The organism is Bilifractor sp. LCP21S3_A7 (assembly GCF_052118825.1).
Taxonomy (GTDB): domain Bacteria; phylum Bacillota; class Clostridia; order Lachnospirales; family Lachnospiraceae; genus Bilifractor.
The window spans coordinates 67,289-84,241 of sequence record NZ_JBQKGL010000001.1 but is presented as its reverse complement, the minus strand read 5'-3'; the positions used below and the strand labels follow the sequence as shown (position 1 = coordinate 84,241).

Genomic DNA, 16,953 nt, shown 5'->3' with positions numbered 1-16,953 from the left:
GCTTTGCCGGTCTGTAGCGGCGTTTGCCCCACCGTTTCATACTATGTATGAGCGGATGTGGCTGACTGCCCGTACATATTCATCTGGGGAGGTACAGTTATGAGACAGTTCAATAAATCATCAAAGCTGGATAATGTGTTATATGATGTCCGCGGCCCGGTTGTTGCAGAGGCGGCTCGCATGGAGGAGGACGGAAAGAAGATCCTGAAGCTGAATATCGGCAACCCGGCGACCTTCGGCTTTACAGCTCCGGATGAGGTGATCCACGATATGATGAGCAACCTCGCAGACTGTGAGGGATATTCTGACTCAAGAGGCCTTTTTTCCGCGAGAAAAGCGATCATGCAGTACTGTCAGCTGAAGAAAATTCCGAACGTTGAAATCAAGAACATTTACACCGGCAACGGTGTCAGCGAACTGATCAATCTGGCTCTTCAGGCACTTCTGGAGGATGGAGATGAGATTCTGATTCCGGCTCCGGATTATCCGCTGTGGACAGCCTGCGCGACGCTTGCGGGAGGCAAGGTTGTCCATTACATCTGTGACGAGCAGTCAGAATGGTATCCGGACATTGAGGATATCGAGAAAAAAGTTACCGACAAGACCAAGGCGATTGTCATCATTAACCCGAATAACCCGACGGGAGCCGTTTATCCGAAGGAGGTCCTGGAGGAGATTGTCAGAGTCGCGCGCGAGCATCAGCTCATCATTTTCTGTGATGAAATCTATGACCGACTCGTCATGGACGGCATCGGCCACACTTCCATCGCTTCACTGGCGCCGGATCTTTTTTGTGTGACCTTCTCCGGCCTTTCGAAATCCCATATGATTGCGGGTTTCCGCGTCGGCTGGATGGTTTTCTCGGGGAATCTTGAGATGGGAAAAGATTATCTGGAAGGCATCAACATGCTGTCCAATATGCGGCTCTGTTCTAATGTCCCGGCGCAGTCGATCGTCCAGACGGCTCTCGGCGGATATCAGAGCGTCGAGGAATATCTGGTTCCCGGAGGACGAATTTACGAACAGAGAGAGTGTGTGTACAATCTGCTGAAGGAAATTCCCGGTATTAGCGTTGTAAAGCCAAAGGCTGCATTCTATATTTTCCCGAAAATTGACACAGAGAAATTTAACATCACCGATGACATGAAGTTTGCCTATGATTTCCTTTATCAGAAGCAGGTACTGATCGTCCAGGGGACCGGATTCAACTGGATTGCGCCGGATCACTTCCGGATTGTATATCTGCCGCACAGAAGGACGCTCCGGTCTGCGTGCGCGAAGCTTGAGGAATTTCTTCAGTATTATCATCAGTGACAAATCTGGTCAGCAAAGAAGTTCTTTGGGACCGGAACGACAGATAACAGGTAAACGGTTCGCGGGAATGTCTGTCTTGAATCGATGACAACAGAGAACAGGAGTAAGAAGAATGAGTTTTCAGACGAAGGTTACGCCGGAGATTGTGGAGCTTGCAGAGGAATGCAAGGAGAATACAGGAATCGCGAAGGAGCTCTACGCAGAGTATGATGTTAAGAAAGGACTGCGTGATGTAAACGGTCAGGGCGTACGCGCGGGACTGACCAATATTTCAAACATTGTATCCTTTAAAAATATTGACGGGAACCGGGTTCCCTGTCCCGGAGAATTATATTACCGGGGAATCAACATCCATGATCTTACGGAGGGCTTCCTCCGTGAAAACCGCTTCGGGTTCGAGGAGGCGGCGTATCTCCTGCTTTTCGGAAGACTTCCGAAAAAAGAGGAGCTGGATGATTTCTGCGTTCTCCTTGCCAATCAGCGCTCACTTCCGAAGAATTTTGTCCGGGATGTCATCATGAAGGCGCCTGCAAAGGACATGATGAACACACTCTCGAGAAGTGTCCTGACGCTTTATTATTACGACAAGAACGCGGACGATATTTCACTCCCGAACGTTCTGCGTCAGTGCCTGAATCTGATCGCTGTCTTCCCAATGCTTTCGGTATATGGCTATCATGCATATAATCACTATATCAAGGGGAAAAGCTTCTATATTCACAATCCGTCGCCGAAGCTGTCGACGGCGGAGAATATCCTTCTGATGCTTCGTCCGGACACAAAATATTCTGAGCTGGAGGCAAAGGTTCTGGATCTTGCCCTGGTTCTTCATATGGAGCATGGCGGCGGAAATAACTCCACCTTTACGACTCATGTAGTGACTTCTTCTGGCACAGACACGTATTCGACCATCGCGGCGGCTCTGGGGTCATTGAAGGGACCAAAGCACGGAGGCGCCAATATCAAGGTCGTGAAGATGTTTGCGGATCTGAAGAAGAATGTCAGAGATGTGACCGATGAGGATCAGATCAGGGAATACCTGAAGAAACTCCTTCATAAGGAAGCGTTTGACAAAAAGGGTCTGATTTACGGAATGGGACATGCGGTGTATTCGGTCTCCGATCCCCGTGCGCAGATTCTGAAATCTTTTGTAGAGAAGCTTGCGGATCAGAAGGGCAGACACAAGGATTATTTGATGTATTCCATGGTTGAGAAACTTGCTCCGGAGGTCATCGCGGAGGAACGCCATATCTACAAGGGCGTCAGCGCAAATGTCGATTTCTACAGTGGTTTCGTCTACAGCATGCTGGATCTGCCGCTTGAGCTGTATACACCGATTTTCGCCTGCGCGAGAATTGTCGGATGGAGTGCGCACCGCCTGGAGGAGCTGATCAATGTAGATAAGATCATCCGTCCGGCTTATATGAACATCTGTCCGAACGGCGAATACATTCCTCTCGATGAGAGAAAATAAGAAAATGCAGGGAAAGAGAGAAGGGTACGCACGCAGAATGAAAAACCATGGATTTTTGAAGAAATTTTATCCGGATGAATGGCTGGATTCCGCGTATCATATCAATTTTGCCTCCTGGTATGAAAAAGGATACCGGGGAGTGACCTTCGATATTGACAATACCCTTGTCCCGCACGGCGCGCCTGCTGACAGAAGGGCAATCGATCTGTTTCGCAGGCTTCATGAGATGGGATTCCGGACCTGCCTGATCTCAAACAACCGCAAATCAAGAGTTGCTCCCTTTGCGGCTGACGTGGAGTCGGATTATCTCTGCATGGCGAACAAGCCTTCCGTGAAGGGATACTGCAGGGCCTGCGAAATCATTCAGGTTCCGACCGACAAGACGATCTTCATCGGAGACCAGCTCTTTACAGATGTCTGGGGAGCCAGACGAGCGGGGATGTACTGCATTCTTGTCAATCCGATCGATCCGAAGGAGGAGATCCAGATCGTGCTGAAGCGGTTTCTGGAAAAGCCTGTCCTGAAGGCATACGCGCGTGACAGGGGAACAAACGGCGGCCAAAAAAATTGTTGAAAATCAGGTAAAAATTATATATAATAAATCACGGTCTATTGCAAAAAATGACACGCAGGTAAATAAGGAGGTAACATCACATGGCAGATGTAGCAGCTGGTGAGTTTAGAAATGGTATGACCCTTGAAATCGAAGGAAAAGTTTGCCAGGTAATTGAGTTTCAGCATGTAAAACCGGGCAAGGGAGCAGCCTTCGTCAGAACAAAACTGAAAGACGTGATCAATGGCGGCGTTGTGGAGAAGACATTCCGTCCGACCGAGAAATTCCCGGCAGCGAGAATTGACCGTCATGACATGCAGTATCTTTACAATGATGGAGATCTGTATTACTTCATGGATCCCGAGACCTTTGATCAGATTGCAGTAAACAGCGAGACGGTTGGTGATTCTCTGAAGTTTGTAAAAGAGAATGAGGTTGTAAAGCTGAATTCCTACAATGGAAATGTATTTGCAGTGGAGGCACCGCTCTTTGTCGAGCTTGAGATCACAGAGACAGAGCCCGGATTTGCCGGCAACACTGCTCAGGGCGCTACAAAGCCCGCCACTGTTGAGACCGGAGCACAGATCAATGTACCGCTGTTTGTAAATCAGGGCGATAAAGTCCAGATCGATACCAGAACCGGCGAATACCTCAAACGTGTCTGAATCAGATAAATAGATTCCGCAGCTGCCCCGACGACAGCCGGAGTCGTGTCCGTGCAGGCAGAGACACTGTCTGCGCGGAACTTATCTATGTTCCTGATTTTATTTCTTATTTTTGATCTGATTCTCGATTTTCAGATTCCCTGTATTCTTATTTCCATTCTTTTTTCCGCCTCTTACCCGGTTTCTTTGCTTTTTCATCTTATTTTTTTTGTTTTTGTCATCTGACTTCAGGTTTCACACTTCCCATTCGGAACATTTCAGACATTTCTTCCGAGCATCATCAACATTTGATCTTTTATTTCCCTTATCTTGAATTTCCTCTGATTTTTCCGAATTTCTTTTCCTTTTTTTATTCCTTTATCATTCCTTTCACAGCGGCCTGCCTCAGACGCATAGATCATTTTCGGCAAATCGCCATTTATCTCTTCTCTGTATACATTCGTTTTACAACCAGACAGTTGAATGTATCGTATCAGGATTTTATTAGAAATCTATCCGTTCTATTTCATAAATGCAAATAATAATGAAATATTCCATACACAATTTTTTTAAGGAGGAATTCTTATGAGCTACAATGAGTTTGAACAGCTTCTGTTGCACGAGATGAAGGAGGATGCTGCTGACAGTATGGATGTCAGAGTCTGTGAGATCCGCAAAAACAATGGCGTCAGGCGCAGGGCGATTGTTCTGCGGGACAATACGGACTGCCCTCAGCCAATGCAGTACCTGGAAGACTATTACGACATGTGGGAAACCGGAGTTTCCATCCATCATATCGTGAATCTCATTCTTCAGGAACGTGAAAAAATGAGCGGTGTATACCGAAAGCTGCCCTCGGGTTTCTTTCAAAATTATGAGGAGGTGCGGAAGAATCTCCGGTGTCATCTGATCAGTGAAAAGAAAAACCGGGAGCTTCTGCGCGAGGTGCCACATCTTAGATGGATGGATCTCGCAATAACCTGTGTATACGATCTGAGCGAGCCTGACTACCCGGATTGCATGATTCAGATCCGGAATGACCATCTGCAGATCTGGGGAGTCAGCGCGGATCAGATCATGAAGGATGCTATGGCTGCGACGGCAGAACACAGTGAGATACTTTTTCAGCCACTGGTAAGAATCCTGGAAGAGGATCTGAGATGCAGCGAAAGTGAGGTTCCGGATACACCGCTGTATCTTTTGACCAATCAGTCCAGGATGTACGGAGCGGTGTGTATCGCGCTCCCGGATGTGAAAGAGCATATCGCTCAAAGACTGGACAGCGACTATTTCATCATTCCAAGCAGCATTCATGAATGTCTGATCCTGCCGGATGACGGGATTTATCGGACATCAGAGCTTAACCGGATGGTCTGCGACATCAATCAGACGAATGTCGAAGATCAGGATGTATTGTCTGATCATGTGTATCTGTATAAGCAACCCGAAGCGAGAATGTACCGGGCGTGACGGAAATGTGCTCTCCGTAAGAGTCAAAAATACCTGTTGTCGTCTCTAATGTTCTTGTCCACTGGTGAGCAAGCTCCCCGTGGGCCAAGAACATTGCGACTGGACTTATACAGTAATTTGACAAGTGGTGTTCTATGTGCTAAAATCTTTTTGTTGCGGAAATTTGAAATGCGTTTGTAGCTCAGGGGATAGAGCAACGGTTTCCGGTACCGTGTGGCGGGGGTTCGAATCCCTCCAGACGCGCGAAGGAACTGCCGGATAGATGTCTTGACATTTACCCGGCTTTTCTTATACCTGTAACTGAGATAACTGATATGCAGTCTGCTGCGCGGTTTTAAAGAGCTTATGGAACTAGCGGGGTTATAAACGGCACCATAGTTCTGTAAATGTTTTACAGGCTGTACAGGCTTTGGATCGCTCTGTACTGCGCACTCCCGCAATTCACAGAAGGAGTACTGTTTTATGTCAGAAAATAACAGAAACAGAAAACCAAAACGTAAATATAATCCTGTTCTGGAATGGATTTCCGACCGCCTGAGATATATCGAACTGATTGCAGCGATCGTCGTAGTCATCCTCGTGCTTGTTTTTCTCGTACGAGGGATTCTTAAAAGAAACGAGAAGCCGCAGAATGCCACAGGCCAGGCAGTTCAGTCTGTCTCATCGACCGCGTCCGGCGTGGATTCATCTTCTGAGAACAACAGCGTAACACCGGCCGTCAGCTCGGGATCAGCTTCTGTAAGTTCTTCTTCTTCCGGTACGGACACACTTAAGAAGGATTCCGGAGATGTAAACGCCGCAGTTCAGACATATTTCGGTGATCTGATTTCCAGTGGAAACAGCGGAGCAATCGAGTCGTATTCGAATATTACGACATATTCGTACCCGGGTCCTTCTGAGGGCACTTACATTGCTTTTGTGGAATACACGTACAAGTACAAGGACTACTCGGACACGATTCCTGGCCTTTCCGAATTTTATGTGGCACCTGATGACAGCGGCAAGCTTGTGATCTCGGATGATTCCTCAGAGGAGATTCAGAAGGCAATGAGTGACGCTGCATCCACAGAATCCGCAAAGGCGCTGATCGCCGATGTGCAGAGCAAGTATGATGCAGTTGTCAACGCGAATGAAGACCTCAAGAACTATATTTCAACGCTCGGCTCCAGCGCGTCTGACAGCAGTTCAGATGCGGGTACTGCCTCTGCGGATGACAGCTCCGGGAATAATGACAATGGCACGGATTCCACAGGAGACGCCGGCACGACAGATGAGACTGCGGGTGGCACAGCGGATACAGCCGCTGACACTGCGGCAGATGCGCAGTAAACGGCCATGCCCCGCAAGCGGGGCGCCACATACTGTATAAACCATCTGCTCCGTTGCGCCGCAATTCTTCGCAGCTGTCACATACGGTATCTGCTATGGCTTCGCGGCATATTTCAGGCAGATTGTATAAGGCGGGAGCTGCTCTGCGCTGTGACTGCGGAGCATAAGTATATGTATTCATACAGCCGGTTCCGGATTTTTTGCGAGTTTTCTCCGGACCGGCTGTATTTGGAGAAATTCATGAGAATCAATAAATATCTGAGTGAGTGCGGAATATGTTCGCGCCGTGAAGCAGACCGGCTTGTGGAAGCCGGTCATGTTTCTATCAATGGAAAAAAAGCTGCACCGGGGTCACAGGTGGAAGAGGGAGATAAAGTTCTGGTCGATGGAAAAAGAGCTGTTCCGCCGATGGACAAGATATATCTGAAGCTCTACAAACCCACTGGGATTGTATGTACCTTCGAATCCAGAGAAAAGAACAACCTGGGGGATTATCTGAAGTATCCGCGGCGTGTTACTTATGCCGGAAGGCTGGACAAGAATTCGGAGGGACTTCTGATTCTGACTGATGACGGCGACCTGATTCAGCAAATGATGACGGCGCGGAACTTTCATGAAAAGGAATACGAAGTAACAGTCAGCCGTGATCTTACGGAAGATTTTCTGGACAGAATGCGCGGGGGCATCTATCTCTCGGAACTTGGCGTAACGACAAGACCGTGTCGGGTAGAACAGACAGGGAGGCGCAGTTTTCGGATCATTCTGACACAGGGGCTGAACCGGCAGATCCGGCGCATGTGCAGGTACTGCGGATACGGTGTTCAAAGCCTGAAGCGTATCCGGGTCGTCAATGTGCAGATCGGTGATATGAAGCCGGGCGATCTGGCGGAGATGACACCGGAGGAGATTTGCGGGCTGAAAGCGAGACTGAAAGGAACTCTGCCGGAGAGACAGGCAGGAGCGGCAGACAAGGGCTGTAATTTTACCGAAGAAGCAGGAAGATTCGACAGGTATGGACAGGGATTATCTCGGAGGAACAGGTGAGAAATGAATTTTGATGCGTATAATGAACTGAAGAAGACGATCCTGCATCACATGGATCTGTATTACAACCGCAATGAACCGGAGATCACGGATTATGAATATGATCAGCTGATGCAGAGATTAAAGGCGGCCGAAGAAGAACATCCGGAATGGATTACCCCCGATTCTCCGTCTCAGATTATCGGCGGAGTCGCAAAAAGGGAAGCCGGTGTAAAGATCGTCCACAATGTTCCTATGCTCTCGATCGAAGATGTCTTTCACTACGAGGATGTCACAGAGTGGGTGAAGAAGGTCCTTTCTATGCATCCGGATGCTCAGTTTTCCGTTGAACAGAAAATTGACGGCCTGTCAATGACGCTTCGTTACCGGGGCAACGGCTCGGGAACCATGCTTCTGGAGACGGCGGAGACCCGTGGCGACGGATTCACCGGAGAGGATGTGACGGCAAATGCCATGGTGATCCCGAGCGTACAGAGAACCATCCGTGCGCCGTATGACTATCTTGAGCTGCGCGGAGAGGTCTATATGACCCATGAGGATTTTGAACGCTATAATGATGAGCAGGAGAAGAACGGCAGAAAGACGGCGGCGAATCCACGAAATCTGGCAGCGGGAACCCTTCGGCAGCTCGATCCTTCCATTACGAAGAAGCGTGGTCTTCGCATGTTTATTTTTAATGTGCAGGATGGCCCGGCAGAACTGATGGAGCGTCACGACAGAGCGCTGGACTGGCTCTCGGAGAGAAAGATAGAAACCGTCAGTCACACGCTATGCAGCAGCCCGGAAGAAGTGCTTCAGGCGATCAACCGCATCGGTGAGATGCGGGACGAGCTTCCCTATGATATTGACGGCGCGGTTGTTAAAATTGATCAGATCGCATACCGGTCGGATTTTCCGGCTGGGAGCAAGTACTCTGCCGGACACATCGCCTACAAATATCCGCCGGAAGAGCGGCCCGTTGTGATGGAATCCATCGAGGAAACGGTTGGAAGAACTGGAAAGATCGGATTCATCGGCCATGTATATGATAAGGAAACAGGAAAGCCGGCAAGGCTGTGCGGTACCAGCGTCTCACGTGTGACGCTGCACAATCAGGATTATATCCGTGATATGAAAATCGGAATCGGAGGCGTCTACAGGATACGTAAGAGCGGAGACATTATTCCGAAACTGACGGGATGCATCACAGAACCGGAACAGGTCTATCAGGCCTCCCGCTTCTGTCCGATCTGCGGACAGCCGCTGATCCGTGAAGAGGACACGGCTGATATCCGATGCGTGAATCCCTCCTGCCCCGCGCAGCTGACGCGCACGATTTCATATTTTACCTCGAGAAACTGCATGGATATTACAGGTCTCGGGGAGACACTGGTCGATGAGCTGGTGAAGGAGAGCTATCTCAGAAATTACGCGGACATCTATTGCCTGAAGGAGCATCGGGACGAGCTGATCGAAAAAGGAATTATCGGCAAGGAAAAAAATACGGATAAAGTTCTGGCAGCCATCGAGAAATCCAAATCCAACAGTCCCGTCAGGCTTCTGACCGCACTCGGAATCCGCAATGTAGGCGGGTCAACAGCACGCGAACTGATGAAGCATTACCGGAGCATCCGGGAACTTGAGGCGGCAGGAGAAGATGATCTTGTACAGATTCCGGATATCGGCGAAACGACAGCGCGAGATATCGTGAGCTTCTTCTCAAACGAAGAGAATCAGAAGATTCTGAACAGACTCTCGGACTATGGCGTAAAAATGGAAATGGAGAAAGAAGATACCACGGATAAGCTTGCAGGACTCACCATTGTAGTGACCGGAACACTTCCAACCCTCGGAAGGGCAGAGGCAAAGGCCCTGATTGAGAAAAACGGCGGAAAATGCACAGGTTCCGTATCCAGGAAGACGAGCTATCTGGTAGCCGGCGAAGCCGCGGGAAGCAAACTGGAGAAGGCACAGGCGCTCGGCGTTCCTGTCATCGATGAGGCGGGACTGCTCGCGATGCTGTCTTGAACGTTATTTGGGGAAAGCGTATAATATACGCATATGACTGCCAGAAAATGTAATCGCTATAGCCCTGCGAACGCAGGATGCAGCACTTGTATATACGAAAAGAGGATTCCATATGCCTATTAAGATTCAGAATGATATTCCCGTCAAGGAGGTTCTTGAAAAAGAGAATATATTTGTCATGGATGAAGACCGCGCAATACACCAGGACATCCGTCCGCTGCAGATCCTGATTCTGAATCTGATGCCGCTGAAGGAAGATACGGAGCTTCAGCTTCTCCGTTGTCTGTCAAATTCACCGCTTCAGATTGATATTACATTCATGGTTCCGGCTTCCCATCACGTGAAGAATACTTCGATCAGTCATATTCAGAAGTTTTATGTGACGTTTGAAGATATCTGCAGAGAATATTATGACGGGATGATTGTGACCGGCGCGCCGGTTGAACTGATGGAGTTTGAAGAGGTGGATTACTGGGATGAACTCTGCGAGATCATGGACTGGTCGGAAAAGCATGTGACTTCAACCATGTATCAGTGCTGGGGCGCACAGGCGGCGATGTATCATTTCTACGGGATCCAGAAAAGGCTTCTGGACCACAAGATGTTCGGCCTCTTCGAGCATCAGATTCATAAGCGCAAGATTCCGCTGGTCAGAGGCTTTGACGACGTATTTCTCTGTCCGCATTCCCGTCACACCGAAATTCCGATGGATGAGCTTCTGCATCACCCGGAGATTACGGTTCTCACGGATTCGGATGAGGCCGGCTTTTTCCTTGGAATGGCAGACGACGGAAGGAAGGTCTTCGTACAGGGCCATCCGGAGTATGACCGCATGACCCTTGACCGGGAGTATAAACGGGATCTGGCAAAAGGGATGGAGATCGCTATGCCGGAGAACTATTATCCGGACGATGACCCGGAGAAGAAGCCGCTGCTGACCTGGAGGGCGACGTCTGCGGCTCTTTACGCGAACTGGATCAATTATTATGTATATCAGGTAACACCGTACGATATGTACGGCACCCCGGATTTCAGATAACCGAGGAGCACGGGAATGCAGTGATTGCTATTGCTGCATCATTTCCCGTGCTTTTCTGTGTATAGAAGAAGGAGCCGCTGTTTTTCATGACAAAGAACATGAGACAGGATCAGATGTTCACAGCATCACGCAGACAGGAGGAAGGGAATGAACATCTTTGATATTATAGGGCCCGTGATGGTCGGACCTTCCAGCTCTCATACCGCAGGCGCCGTGAAGATCGGAAATGTCTGCCGGAAGCTGATCGGAGAGAAAATCACCGATGTGGAAATTCTGCTTCACGGATCGTTTCTGGCGACAGGCAAGGGGCATGGAACCGATAAGGCGCTGGTCGCCGGCCTGATGAGCTTCGCGGTGGATGACAGCCGGATTCCGGACAGCTTCCGTATTGCAGAAGAGGAAGGACTGAGATACCGTTTCGGCGCGATCGATCTGGGAGAAGACGCACATCCGAATTCGGTCCGTATGAATCTGACTTCGGAGTCCGGACGGAAGCTGGAGGTTCAGGCTTCTTCGATCGGCGGGGGAAGGATCATGATTAACCGGATCGACGGACTGGAGGCAAACTTCAGCGGAGATCTTCCGACGCTGATCGTTCACAATCTGGATCAGCCCGGCCATGTGGCAGAGGTGACCAGTATGCTGGAGCATAAATCTGTGAATATCGCGACGATGCAGCTCTATCGCTCGGGAAGAGGCGGCCATGCGGTGATGGTCATTGAATGTGACCAGGAAATTCCGCGTGAGTCGTTGAAATGGCTGGAACATCTGGAGGGGATCGAAAAGGTGACTTATTACAGTCTGCAGGAGGGGGATTAAGAGCGTTATCCCGTCTCGGGATAGAGAAGAGAAAACGTCCAGGCGCGGCGTTTCGGAGAGCCTGCAAATTTCATAGATTTAACGATAAGAACAGAAAACGTTCAAGTACAGAGCAGCAGATTTGTGCATAAGCAATGGGAGGAGAAGCTTGTATCATTCACTAGAAGAAATTGTGAAGGTTTGCAGTGAACAGCAGATTCCGTTCTGGAAGGCAGTCATTCTCGACGATTGCAGAGAGGAAGGAATTTCAGAAGAGGAATCCATGAGCAAAATGGAGGAAATCTACACCGCTATGCGGGATTCGGATATCAACTATGATCCGGATCTGTATTCCGCGAGCGGCCTGGTCGGAACTGATGCACAGAAGATGCGCCGGTATCATGAGGGTGGGAAAGGCATTGTCGGAGATTTCTGCGGAAAGGTTATGGAACGGGCGCTGAGAGTGGCAGAGTCAAATGCCTGTATGAAGCGGATTGTAGCGGCACCGACGGCGGGATCATGCGGTGTTGTGCCGGCAGTCCTGATATCCATGCAGGAAAAATACCACTTTCCGGATCGGAAAATGGCAGAATCTCTGTATGTAGCCTCAGGAATCGGAGGTGTCATCGCGCTGAGAGCCTGCCTTGCCGGTGCGGAAGGAGGCTGTCAGGCGGAGATAGGCTCTGCTTCGGCGATGGCTTCCGGCGCGGCTGTTTATCTGCTCGAAGGCTCGTCAGAGGCAATTATCCATGGAAGCGCAATTGCTCTGAGCTCACTTCTCGGGCTTGTCTGCGATCCGGTCGCCGGGCTGGTAGAGGTGCCGTGCGTGAAGCGGAATGTCATCGGAGCGTTGAATGCTGTTTCATCTGCCGAGCTCGCTATGGCGGGAATCCGAAGCCGTATACCGCCGGACGAGGTGATCGACGCGATGAAGAGTATCGGCAGAAGCCTTCCATCCGAACTCAAGGAAACCGGAAGAGGCGGTCTTGCCGCAACTCCGGAGGGGCAGAAGATCAGAGAACGTCTTCATGGTATCTGAGGTATGCGCGCATGTGACGGGAGGCCTTCACGGGAACAGATGAAACAACATCCTGCGTGGACTGCTGTTTACCGCCGTGGCTGGGCGTCAGGTCTTCACGGAAACAGATGAAACAACATCCCTGCGTGGACTGCTGTTTACTGCCATGGATGGGCGTCAGGTCTTCACGGAAACAGATTCAGCATCATCGCTGCACGGTCTGCGGTGACCGCCTCGGTATTGTTGAGGAAGATGACATCCTGTATCTGATGATCCGATACAAACTGTGTCAGATTGCCGTTGTAGTAGCGGTAATCAATCACAAACAGATTCTGATAATGATCAACCAGCCATGGCACAAAACAGTTTCCAAAGGATTCCTTCAGAATGAGACAGGATGAACCGTCTGTAATTGCCGGATTGTGAATTTCTTCATAGGGCTGATCACCCGCAATAAAGGCGAGATATTTATTTTCTGATGAAAAGGTGCTCGCATCCGCCACAATCGGATACGAATATGAGTTTCCGTTCTGATCGGTGTAGGTCATCTCGTTTGTTCCGTTCGGTATCCATGCCTGTACGGTATCGGGATTGTTCCCAAGAGCGGGGGACTGGTTGCTCAAAGAATAGTAAGTGCCGATGAAGCCGGGGAAATCCTTCTCCTGAAGATCACTTGTAGAGTGAGCAGTGATGCCCTTCGCCTTGCAGAATTCCTGATACGCATAGTATGCGCCGAGGGAGGTCCAGTGGTGGTCGGTCCGGAAATACAGATACTCGGAGTTGTGGCTGGCAAGGGTATCAAATATAGAAACCTTTTTTACAGATGGATCCATCCTGTCATAGGCATAGCTGATGGTGTCCTTCTGACTGGATCCTCCGAGCGATTTCTGAACGTCTTCACTGAGATCCACGCCGAATCCGGTCGGAATAATCATATCGTAAAGGTTCACTTGCTGACCGATGCGGGATTTTACCGAGTTGATCATCGAGGCGTATGCATCTACATTTTCCTGATTAAAATAGTAAATATCAAATCCACGGTTTCCGGTGATGTAGACCTGACCGACTGCGTCCGGTACTTCGTGAATGGTTCCGTCCTTCTCTGTAGATTGTGCCTCCGTAGAGGGAGTGTCAGATGGCCGGGATGATCCGGTGTCTGTGGAAGAGGCGGAAGAGGAACGACTTTCCGTTGATAAAACGGAATCAGAGGAAACAGACTGGTTACCGGTGATGTTCTGTTCATCAGAGCTCTGCGCTACGATGGGAGCGAGGCTTACCGAGGAGGTGTCCGGGATTGCATCTGCGGCTGACTTCGACGCAGTTCCGTACAGAGCAGTGCCGCGGATTCCGTACCAGTTCTCAATCTCCGAGTCTACGGTCAGCATGGTGTCGCGTGTCGGGTAGGTGTCGGAATACCAGGTCACGAGTCCATCGAAGAAATCTCCGTTCCAGATGCCGGAGAAGGAAACCTGAGGAAGTTTTGCAAGGACCCTTTTTTCCAGAAGAGAGATTTTCGGGCGAAGATCCATATTGAGACCCAGGATACCGAAGACGCCGAAGCCGATGCAGAAGGCTGCGCAGTACAGCTTCTGCCAGCGTCTGAGACAGCGGATATTATTTTTGAGATAGCTATGAATATCTTTTTCTTTTCCTTTTTTCTTACAATTGTTCATGAATGCAAGCCTTTCAGAACTGGTTATACAGGAACGGATGATAAGTTGCTCCCGCAAGTGCGCAGATCGCCAGCACAAAACAGATACCGGCGAAGGCAAGCCGTACAGCATAGAAGCCGTTCTTGGACACCCGTTTTTCCTGCATACGGATCTCTGCCCGATGGGAGAGAGCGGAAAACAGCGGGGTTGATGCCAGAACACAGAGTATCAGGATGAACAGGTTGTTCTTCACGGTGAGAAGGATGGAGACATCCTGCCAGCCGGAGGACCAGTTCAGGAAATAAGCGAGCGCTGTCTTCAACTGTCTGAAATCCGTGAACCGGAAAATAACCCATCCGAAATTGAACACCAGAATCGTATACAGGTGTCCGAGGATTCTGACCGGTATCGACGATGCGGCATGTCTGGTCCCGTCGTTGCCCGGTGCATTGCCTTTTCGGATATGGGCAATGAGGTTTTCGAGAAAAATAAATACAAAATAATACAGCCCCCACAGGATAAAGTTCCAGTCTGCGCCATGCCACAAACCGGTGAGAAGCCATACTGCCAGCAGATTTAAAGTCTGTCTGGCAAAGCCCCTGCGGTTTCCTCCCAGCGGGATGTAGACGTAGTCCCGGAAAAAGGAAGACAGAGATATATGCCAGCGGCGCCAGAAATCCTTCACAGACGCAGCAATATAGGGATAATTAAAGTTCTCCTTGTAGTGGAATCCGACAGCCCTGCCGAGGCCGATCGCCATGTCCGAGTACGCGGAGAAATCCAGATACATCTGAAGCGTGAAGCATATCGAACCGAGGATGGCAGAGGCTGGGGAAACCGCCGCGATTCCCCGGGAGGCCGGAAACATCTGATCGGCGAGCGTTCCCATGTGATCCGCCAGGATGGTTTTCTTGGCAAGACCAAGAGAAAATCGGTACATGCCTTCGGAAAAGGTGCGGCGGTCCATGATACGGTTATTAAGCTCCCTGCGCATATCAGCGTAACGGACAATCGGTCCCTGCAAAATGGTGTGAAAACAGATCACGTAGGTGAGAAAAACCGGAAAGCTTTTCTGAGCGTATACTCTTTCATGATATACATCGGCAGTGTAGGAAATCAGCTTGAACGTATAGAAAGAGATACCAAGCGGAAGTACGGCAGAGGGAACGGTCAGCCCGGTACCGAGAGTCTGATTTAGATTCGAGAATATAAAACCCGTGTACTTGAAGCCGCCGAGGATTGCAAGAAAAATCAGAACCGATACCGCCAGAAGACTGCTCTGCAGCCTCTTTTTTCCTGCTGCCTTCTCGATCTGGAGACCAAATGCCCATCCGACGAACGCCTCCACAGTCAGAAGAATCAGGAAACGAAGGCCGCCAAACAGATAGAAGAGCATAGAAAAAAGAAGCAGTATGATGTTTCTACTTGACTGCTTCGGAAATATTTTATAAATTAGAAAAAATGCCGGCAGGAAGCCGAGTATAAAAAACATACTGGAAAATGTCATAAATCACCTGATCATATCTTATTATAAGCGTTTTCATTGGCGGTTTTACCGCATTGCTAGTTTATGATGGAAACAGATATGTGTCAAGTAGACATCGGAGGATATTATGCTGCTGGATGTACTGAAAGATACCCTGACAGATACACTGAAACTAATTCCATTTCTGTATATTACATATCTCCTGATGGAATGGCTGGAGGAGAGAGCCCAGGAGAAAACCATATCCATGCTTCAGCGCGCGCGCCGTCTCGGACCGATTGTCGGAGCGGCAACCGGAGTGATTCCGCAGTGCGGATTTTCTGCAGCCGCGGCAAGCATGTACTCAGGCGGGGTGATCACCGTTGGAACGCTGCTCGCCGTTTTTCTCTCAACGTCTGACGAAATGCTTCCCATCTTCATCTCGGAGCAGGTAAATATCAAGACAATTGCATCTGTCATCGGGACAAAGATTATTCTGGGCGCGATTTCCGGCCTGATTGTCGATGCATTCCTTCGGGTCTACCGGAAAAAACATCCACGGAAGGATCGCCACATTCACGACCTCTGTGAGCAGGACAACTGTCACTGCGAGGAGGGAAATATTTTTCTCTCGGCTTTTCGCCATACGATAGAAATTACGATCTTCATTCTGATCATCACCTTTCTTGCAGGACTTGCGATTGAGGGGATTGGAGAGGAAAGGGTCGGTGCCTTTCTGTCCGGGGAGCCATTGCTGGGTGTAGCACTTTCAGGGCTGATCGGTCTGATTCCGAACTGCGGGGCTTCCGTCACAATTACCGAGCTCTATCTGAAGGGAATCCTGACCTCCGGTCAGATGATGACCGGCTTGTTGATCGGTGCCGGCGTCGGTCTGCTGATCCTGTTTCGCTCGGATCGCAGGTATATGAAGGATAATATCAAAATCACAATTGCGCTCTATCTCATCGGCGTATTCTGGGGGCTTGTGATTGACCGGCTCGGAATCATCTTCTGAGACGTGAACCGGCTGCCGTTTGAGAAACGTCAGTTGCATGGAGAAACCTTAGTAATACCGGAAAACATCATCAATACCGGGAAACGGCTGCGTTGTCATCTGCGCCTGAAGTGAAGTGCAGAGATGGTATC

General features: G+C 49.6%; 15 protein-coding genes and 1 tRNA gene. 13 read left to right on the top strand and 3 right to left on the bottom strand.

The window, feature by feature from the left end:
- The first annotated feature begins 99 nt into the window (after positions 1–99).
- The 4 genes from ACTQ1O_RS00405 to efp all read left to right on the top strand — a co-directional run bounded on the left by ACTQ1O_RS00405 (position 100) and on the right by efp (position 4,006).
- A complete protein-coding gene (locus tag ACTQ1O_RS00405) occupies positions 100–1,314 on the top strand; it encodes an aminotransferase class I/II-fold pyridoxal phosphate-dependent enzyme (protein ID WP_441474642.1) in 1,215 nt (404 codons plus the stop codon).
- 112 nt (positions 1,315–1,426) lie between these two features.
- Positions 1,427–2,788 carry a citrate/2-methylcitrate synthase gene (locus ACTQ1O_RS00400; protein ID WP_441485635.1) on the top strand — a complete coding sequence of 454 codons (1,362 nt, stop codon included), beginning with the start codon at positions 1,427–1,429 and terminating at the stop codon, positions 2,786–2,788.
- 4 nt (positions 2,789–2,792) lie between these two features.
- Positions 2,793–3,362 carry a YqeG family HAD IIIA-type phosphatase gene (locus tag ACTQ1O_RS00395; protein WP_441485634.1) on the top strand — a complete coding sequence of 190 codons (570 nt, stop codon included), beginning with the start codon at positions 2,793–2,795 and terminating at the stop codon, positions 3,360–3,362.
- An 80-nt stretch (positions 3,363–3,442) separates the two neighbouring features.
- On the top strand, positions 3,443–4,006 hold the full coding sequence (gene efp, locus ACTQ1O_RS00390) for an elongation factor P (RefSeq protein WP_441099548.1): 564 nt from the start codon (positions 3,443–3,445) through the stop codon (positions 4,004–4,006).
- A 257-nt stretch (positions 4,007–4,263) separates the two neighbouring features.
- On the opposite strand, the gene ACTQ1O_RS00385 is transcribed toward efp, so the two are convergent.
- Complete coding sequence (locus ACTQ1O_RS00385; RefSeq protein ID WP_441485633.1) at positions 4,264–4,416, bottom strand: hypothetical protein; 153 nt, start codon at positions 4,414–4,416, stop codon at positions 4,264–4,266.
- A gap of 154 nt (positions 4,417–4,570) precedes the next feature.
- On the opposite strand from ACTQ1O_RS00385, the gene ACTQ1O_RS00380 reads away from it, so the two are divergent.
- The 8 genes from ACTQ1O_RS00380 to sdaAA all read left to right on the top strand — a co-directional run bounded on the left by ACTQ1O_RS00380 (position 4,571) and on the right by sdaAA (position 12,711).
- Positions 4,571–5,455 (top strand): DUF5688 family protein, encoded by an 885-nt coding sequence (locus ACTQ1O_RS00380; protein ID WP_441485632.1) that lies wholly within the window; start codon positions 4,571–4,573, stop codon positions 5,453–5,455.
- Between the two features lie 170 nt (positions 5,456–5,625).
- Positions 5,626–5,698: transfer RNA gene (locus ACTQ1O_RS00375), tRNA-Arg, on the top strand.
- A gap of 219 nt (positions 5,699–5,917) precedes the next feature.
- Positions 5,918–6,784, top strand: coding sequence for a hypothetical protein (locus ACTQ1O_RS00370; RefSeq protein ID WP_441485631.1), 867 nt, complete (start codon positions 5,918–5,920; stop codon positions 6,782–6,784).
- A 240-nt stretch (positions 6,785–7,024) separates the two neighbouring features.
- The gene (locus tag ACTQ1O_RS00365) at positions 7,025–7,828 is read left to right on the top strand and encodes a pseudouridine synthase (RefSeq protein WP_441474637.1); all 804 of its coding nucleotides are present in this window, start codon (positions 7,025–7,027) and stop codon (positions 7,826–7,828) included.
- A gap of 3 nt (positions 7,829–7,831) precedes the next feature.
- Positions 7,832–9,835 (top strand): NAD-dependent DNA ligase LigA, encoded by a 2,004-nt coding sequence (ligA, locus tag ACTQ1O_RS00360; protein WP_441485630.1) that lies wholly within the window; start codon positions 7,832–7,834, stop codon positions 9,833–9,835.
- A 112-nt stretch (positions 9,836–9,947) separates the two neighbouring features.
- Positions 9,948–10,874, top strand: coding sequence for a homoserine O-acetyltransferase MetA (gene metA, locus ACTQ1O_RS00355; protein WP_441485629.1), 927 nt, complete (start codon positions 9,948–9,950; stop codon positions 10,872–10,874).
- A gap of 147 nt (positions 10,875–11,021) precedes the next feature.
- Positions 11,022–11,693, top strand: a complete 672-nt coding sequence (gene sdaAB, locus ACTQ1O_RS00350; protein WP_441485628.1) for an L-serine ammonia-lyase, iron-sulfur-dependent subunit beta — start codon at positions 11,022–11,024, stop codon at positions 11,691–11,693.
- A 148-nt stretch (positions 11,694–11,841) separates the two neighbouring features.
- On the top strand, positions 11,842–12,711 hold the full coding sequence (gene sdaAA, locus ACTQ1O_RS00345) for an L-serine ammonia-lyase, iron-sulfur-dependent, subunit alpha (protein WP_441485627.1): 870 nt from the start codon (positions 11,842–11,844) through the stop codon (positions 12,709–12,711).
- A 164-nt stretch (positions 12,712–12,875) separates the two neighbouring features.
- On the opposite strand, the gene ACTQ1O_RS00340 is transcribed toward sdaAA, so the two are convergent.
- On the bottom strand, positions 12,876–14,363 hold the full coding sequence (locus ACTQ1O_RS00340) for a DHHW family protein (protein ID WP_441485626.1): 1,488 nt from the start codon (positions 14,361–14,363) through the stop codon (positions 12,876–12,878).
- 13 nt (positions 14,364–14,376) lie between these two features.
- Positions 14,377–15,849, bottom strand: coding sequence for an MBOAT family O-acyltransferase (locus ACTQ1O_RS00335; RefSeq protein WP_441485625.1), 1,473 nt, complete (start codon positions 15,847–15,849; stop codon positions 14,377–14,379).
- 106 nt (positions 15,850–15,955) lie between these two features.
- Between ACTQ1O_RS00335 and ACTQ1O_RS00330 the strand changes: the two genes are divergently transcribed.
- Positions 15,956–16,822, top strand: coding sequence for a putative manganese transporter (locus ACTQ1O_RS00330; protein WP_441485624.1), 867 nt, complete (start codon positions 15,956–15,958; stop codon positions 16,820–16,822).
- Positions 16,823–16,953 lie beyond the last annotated feature (131 nt).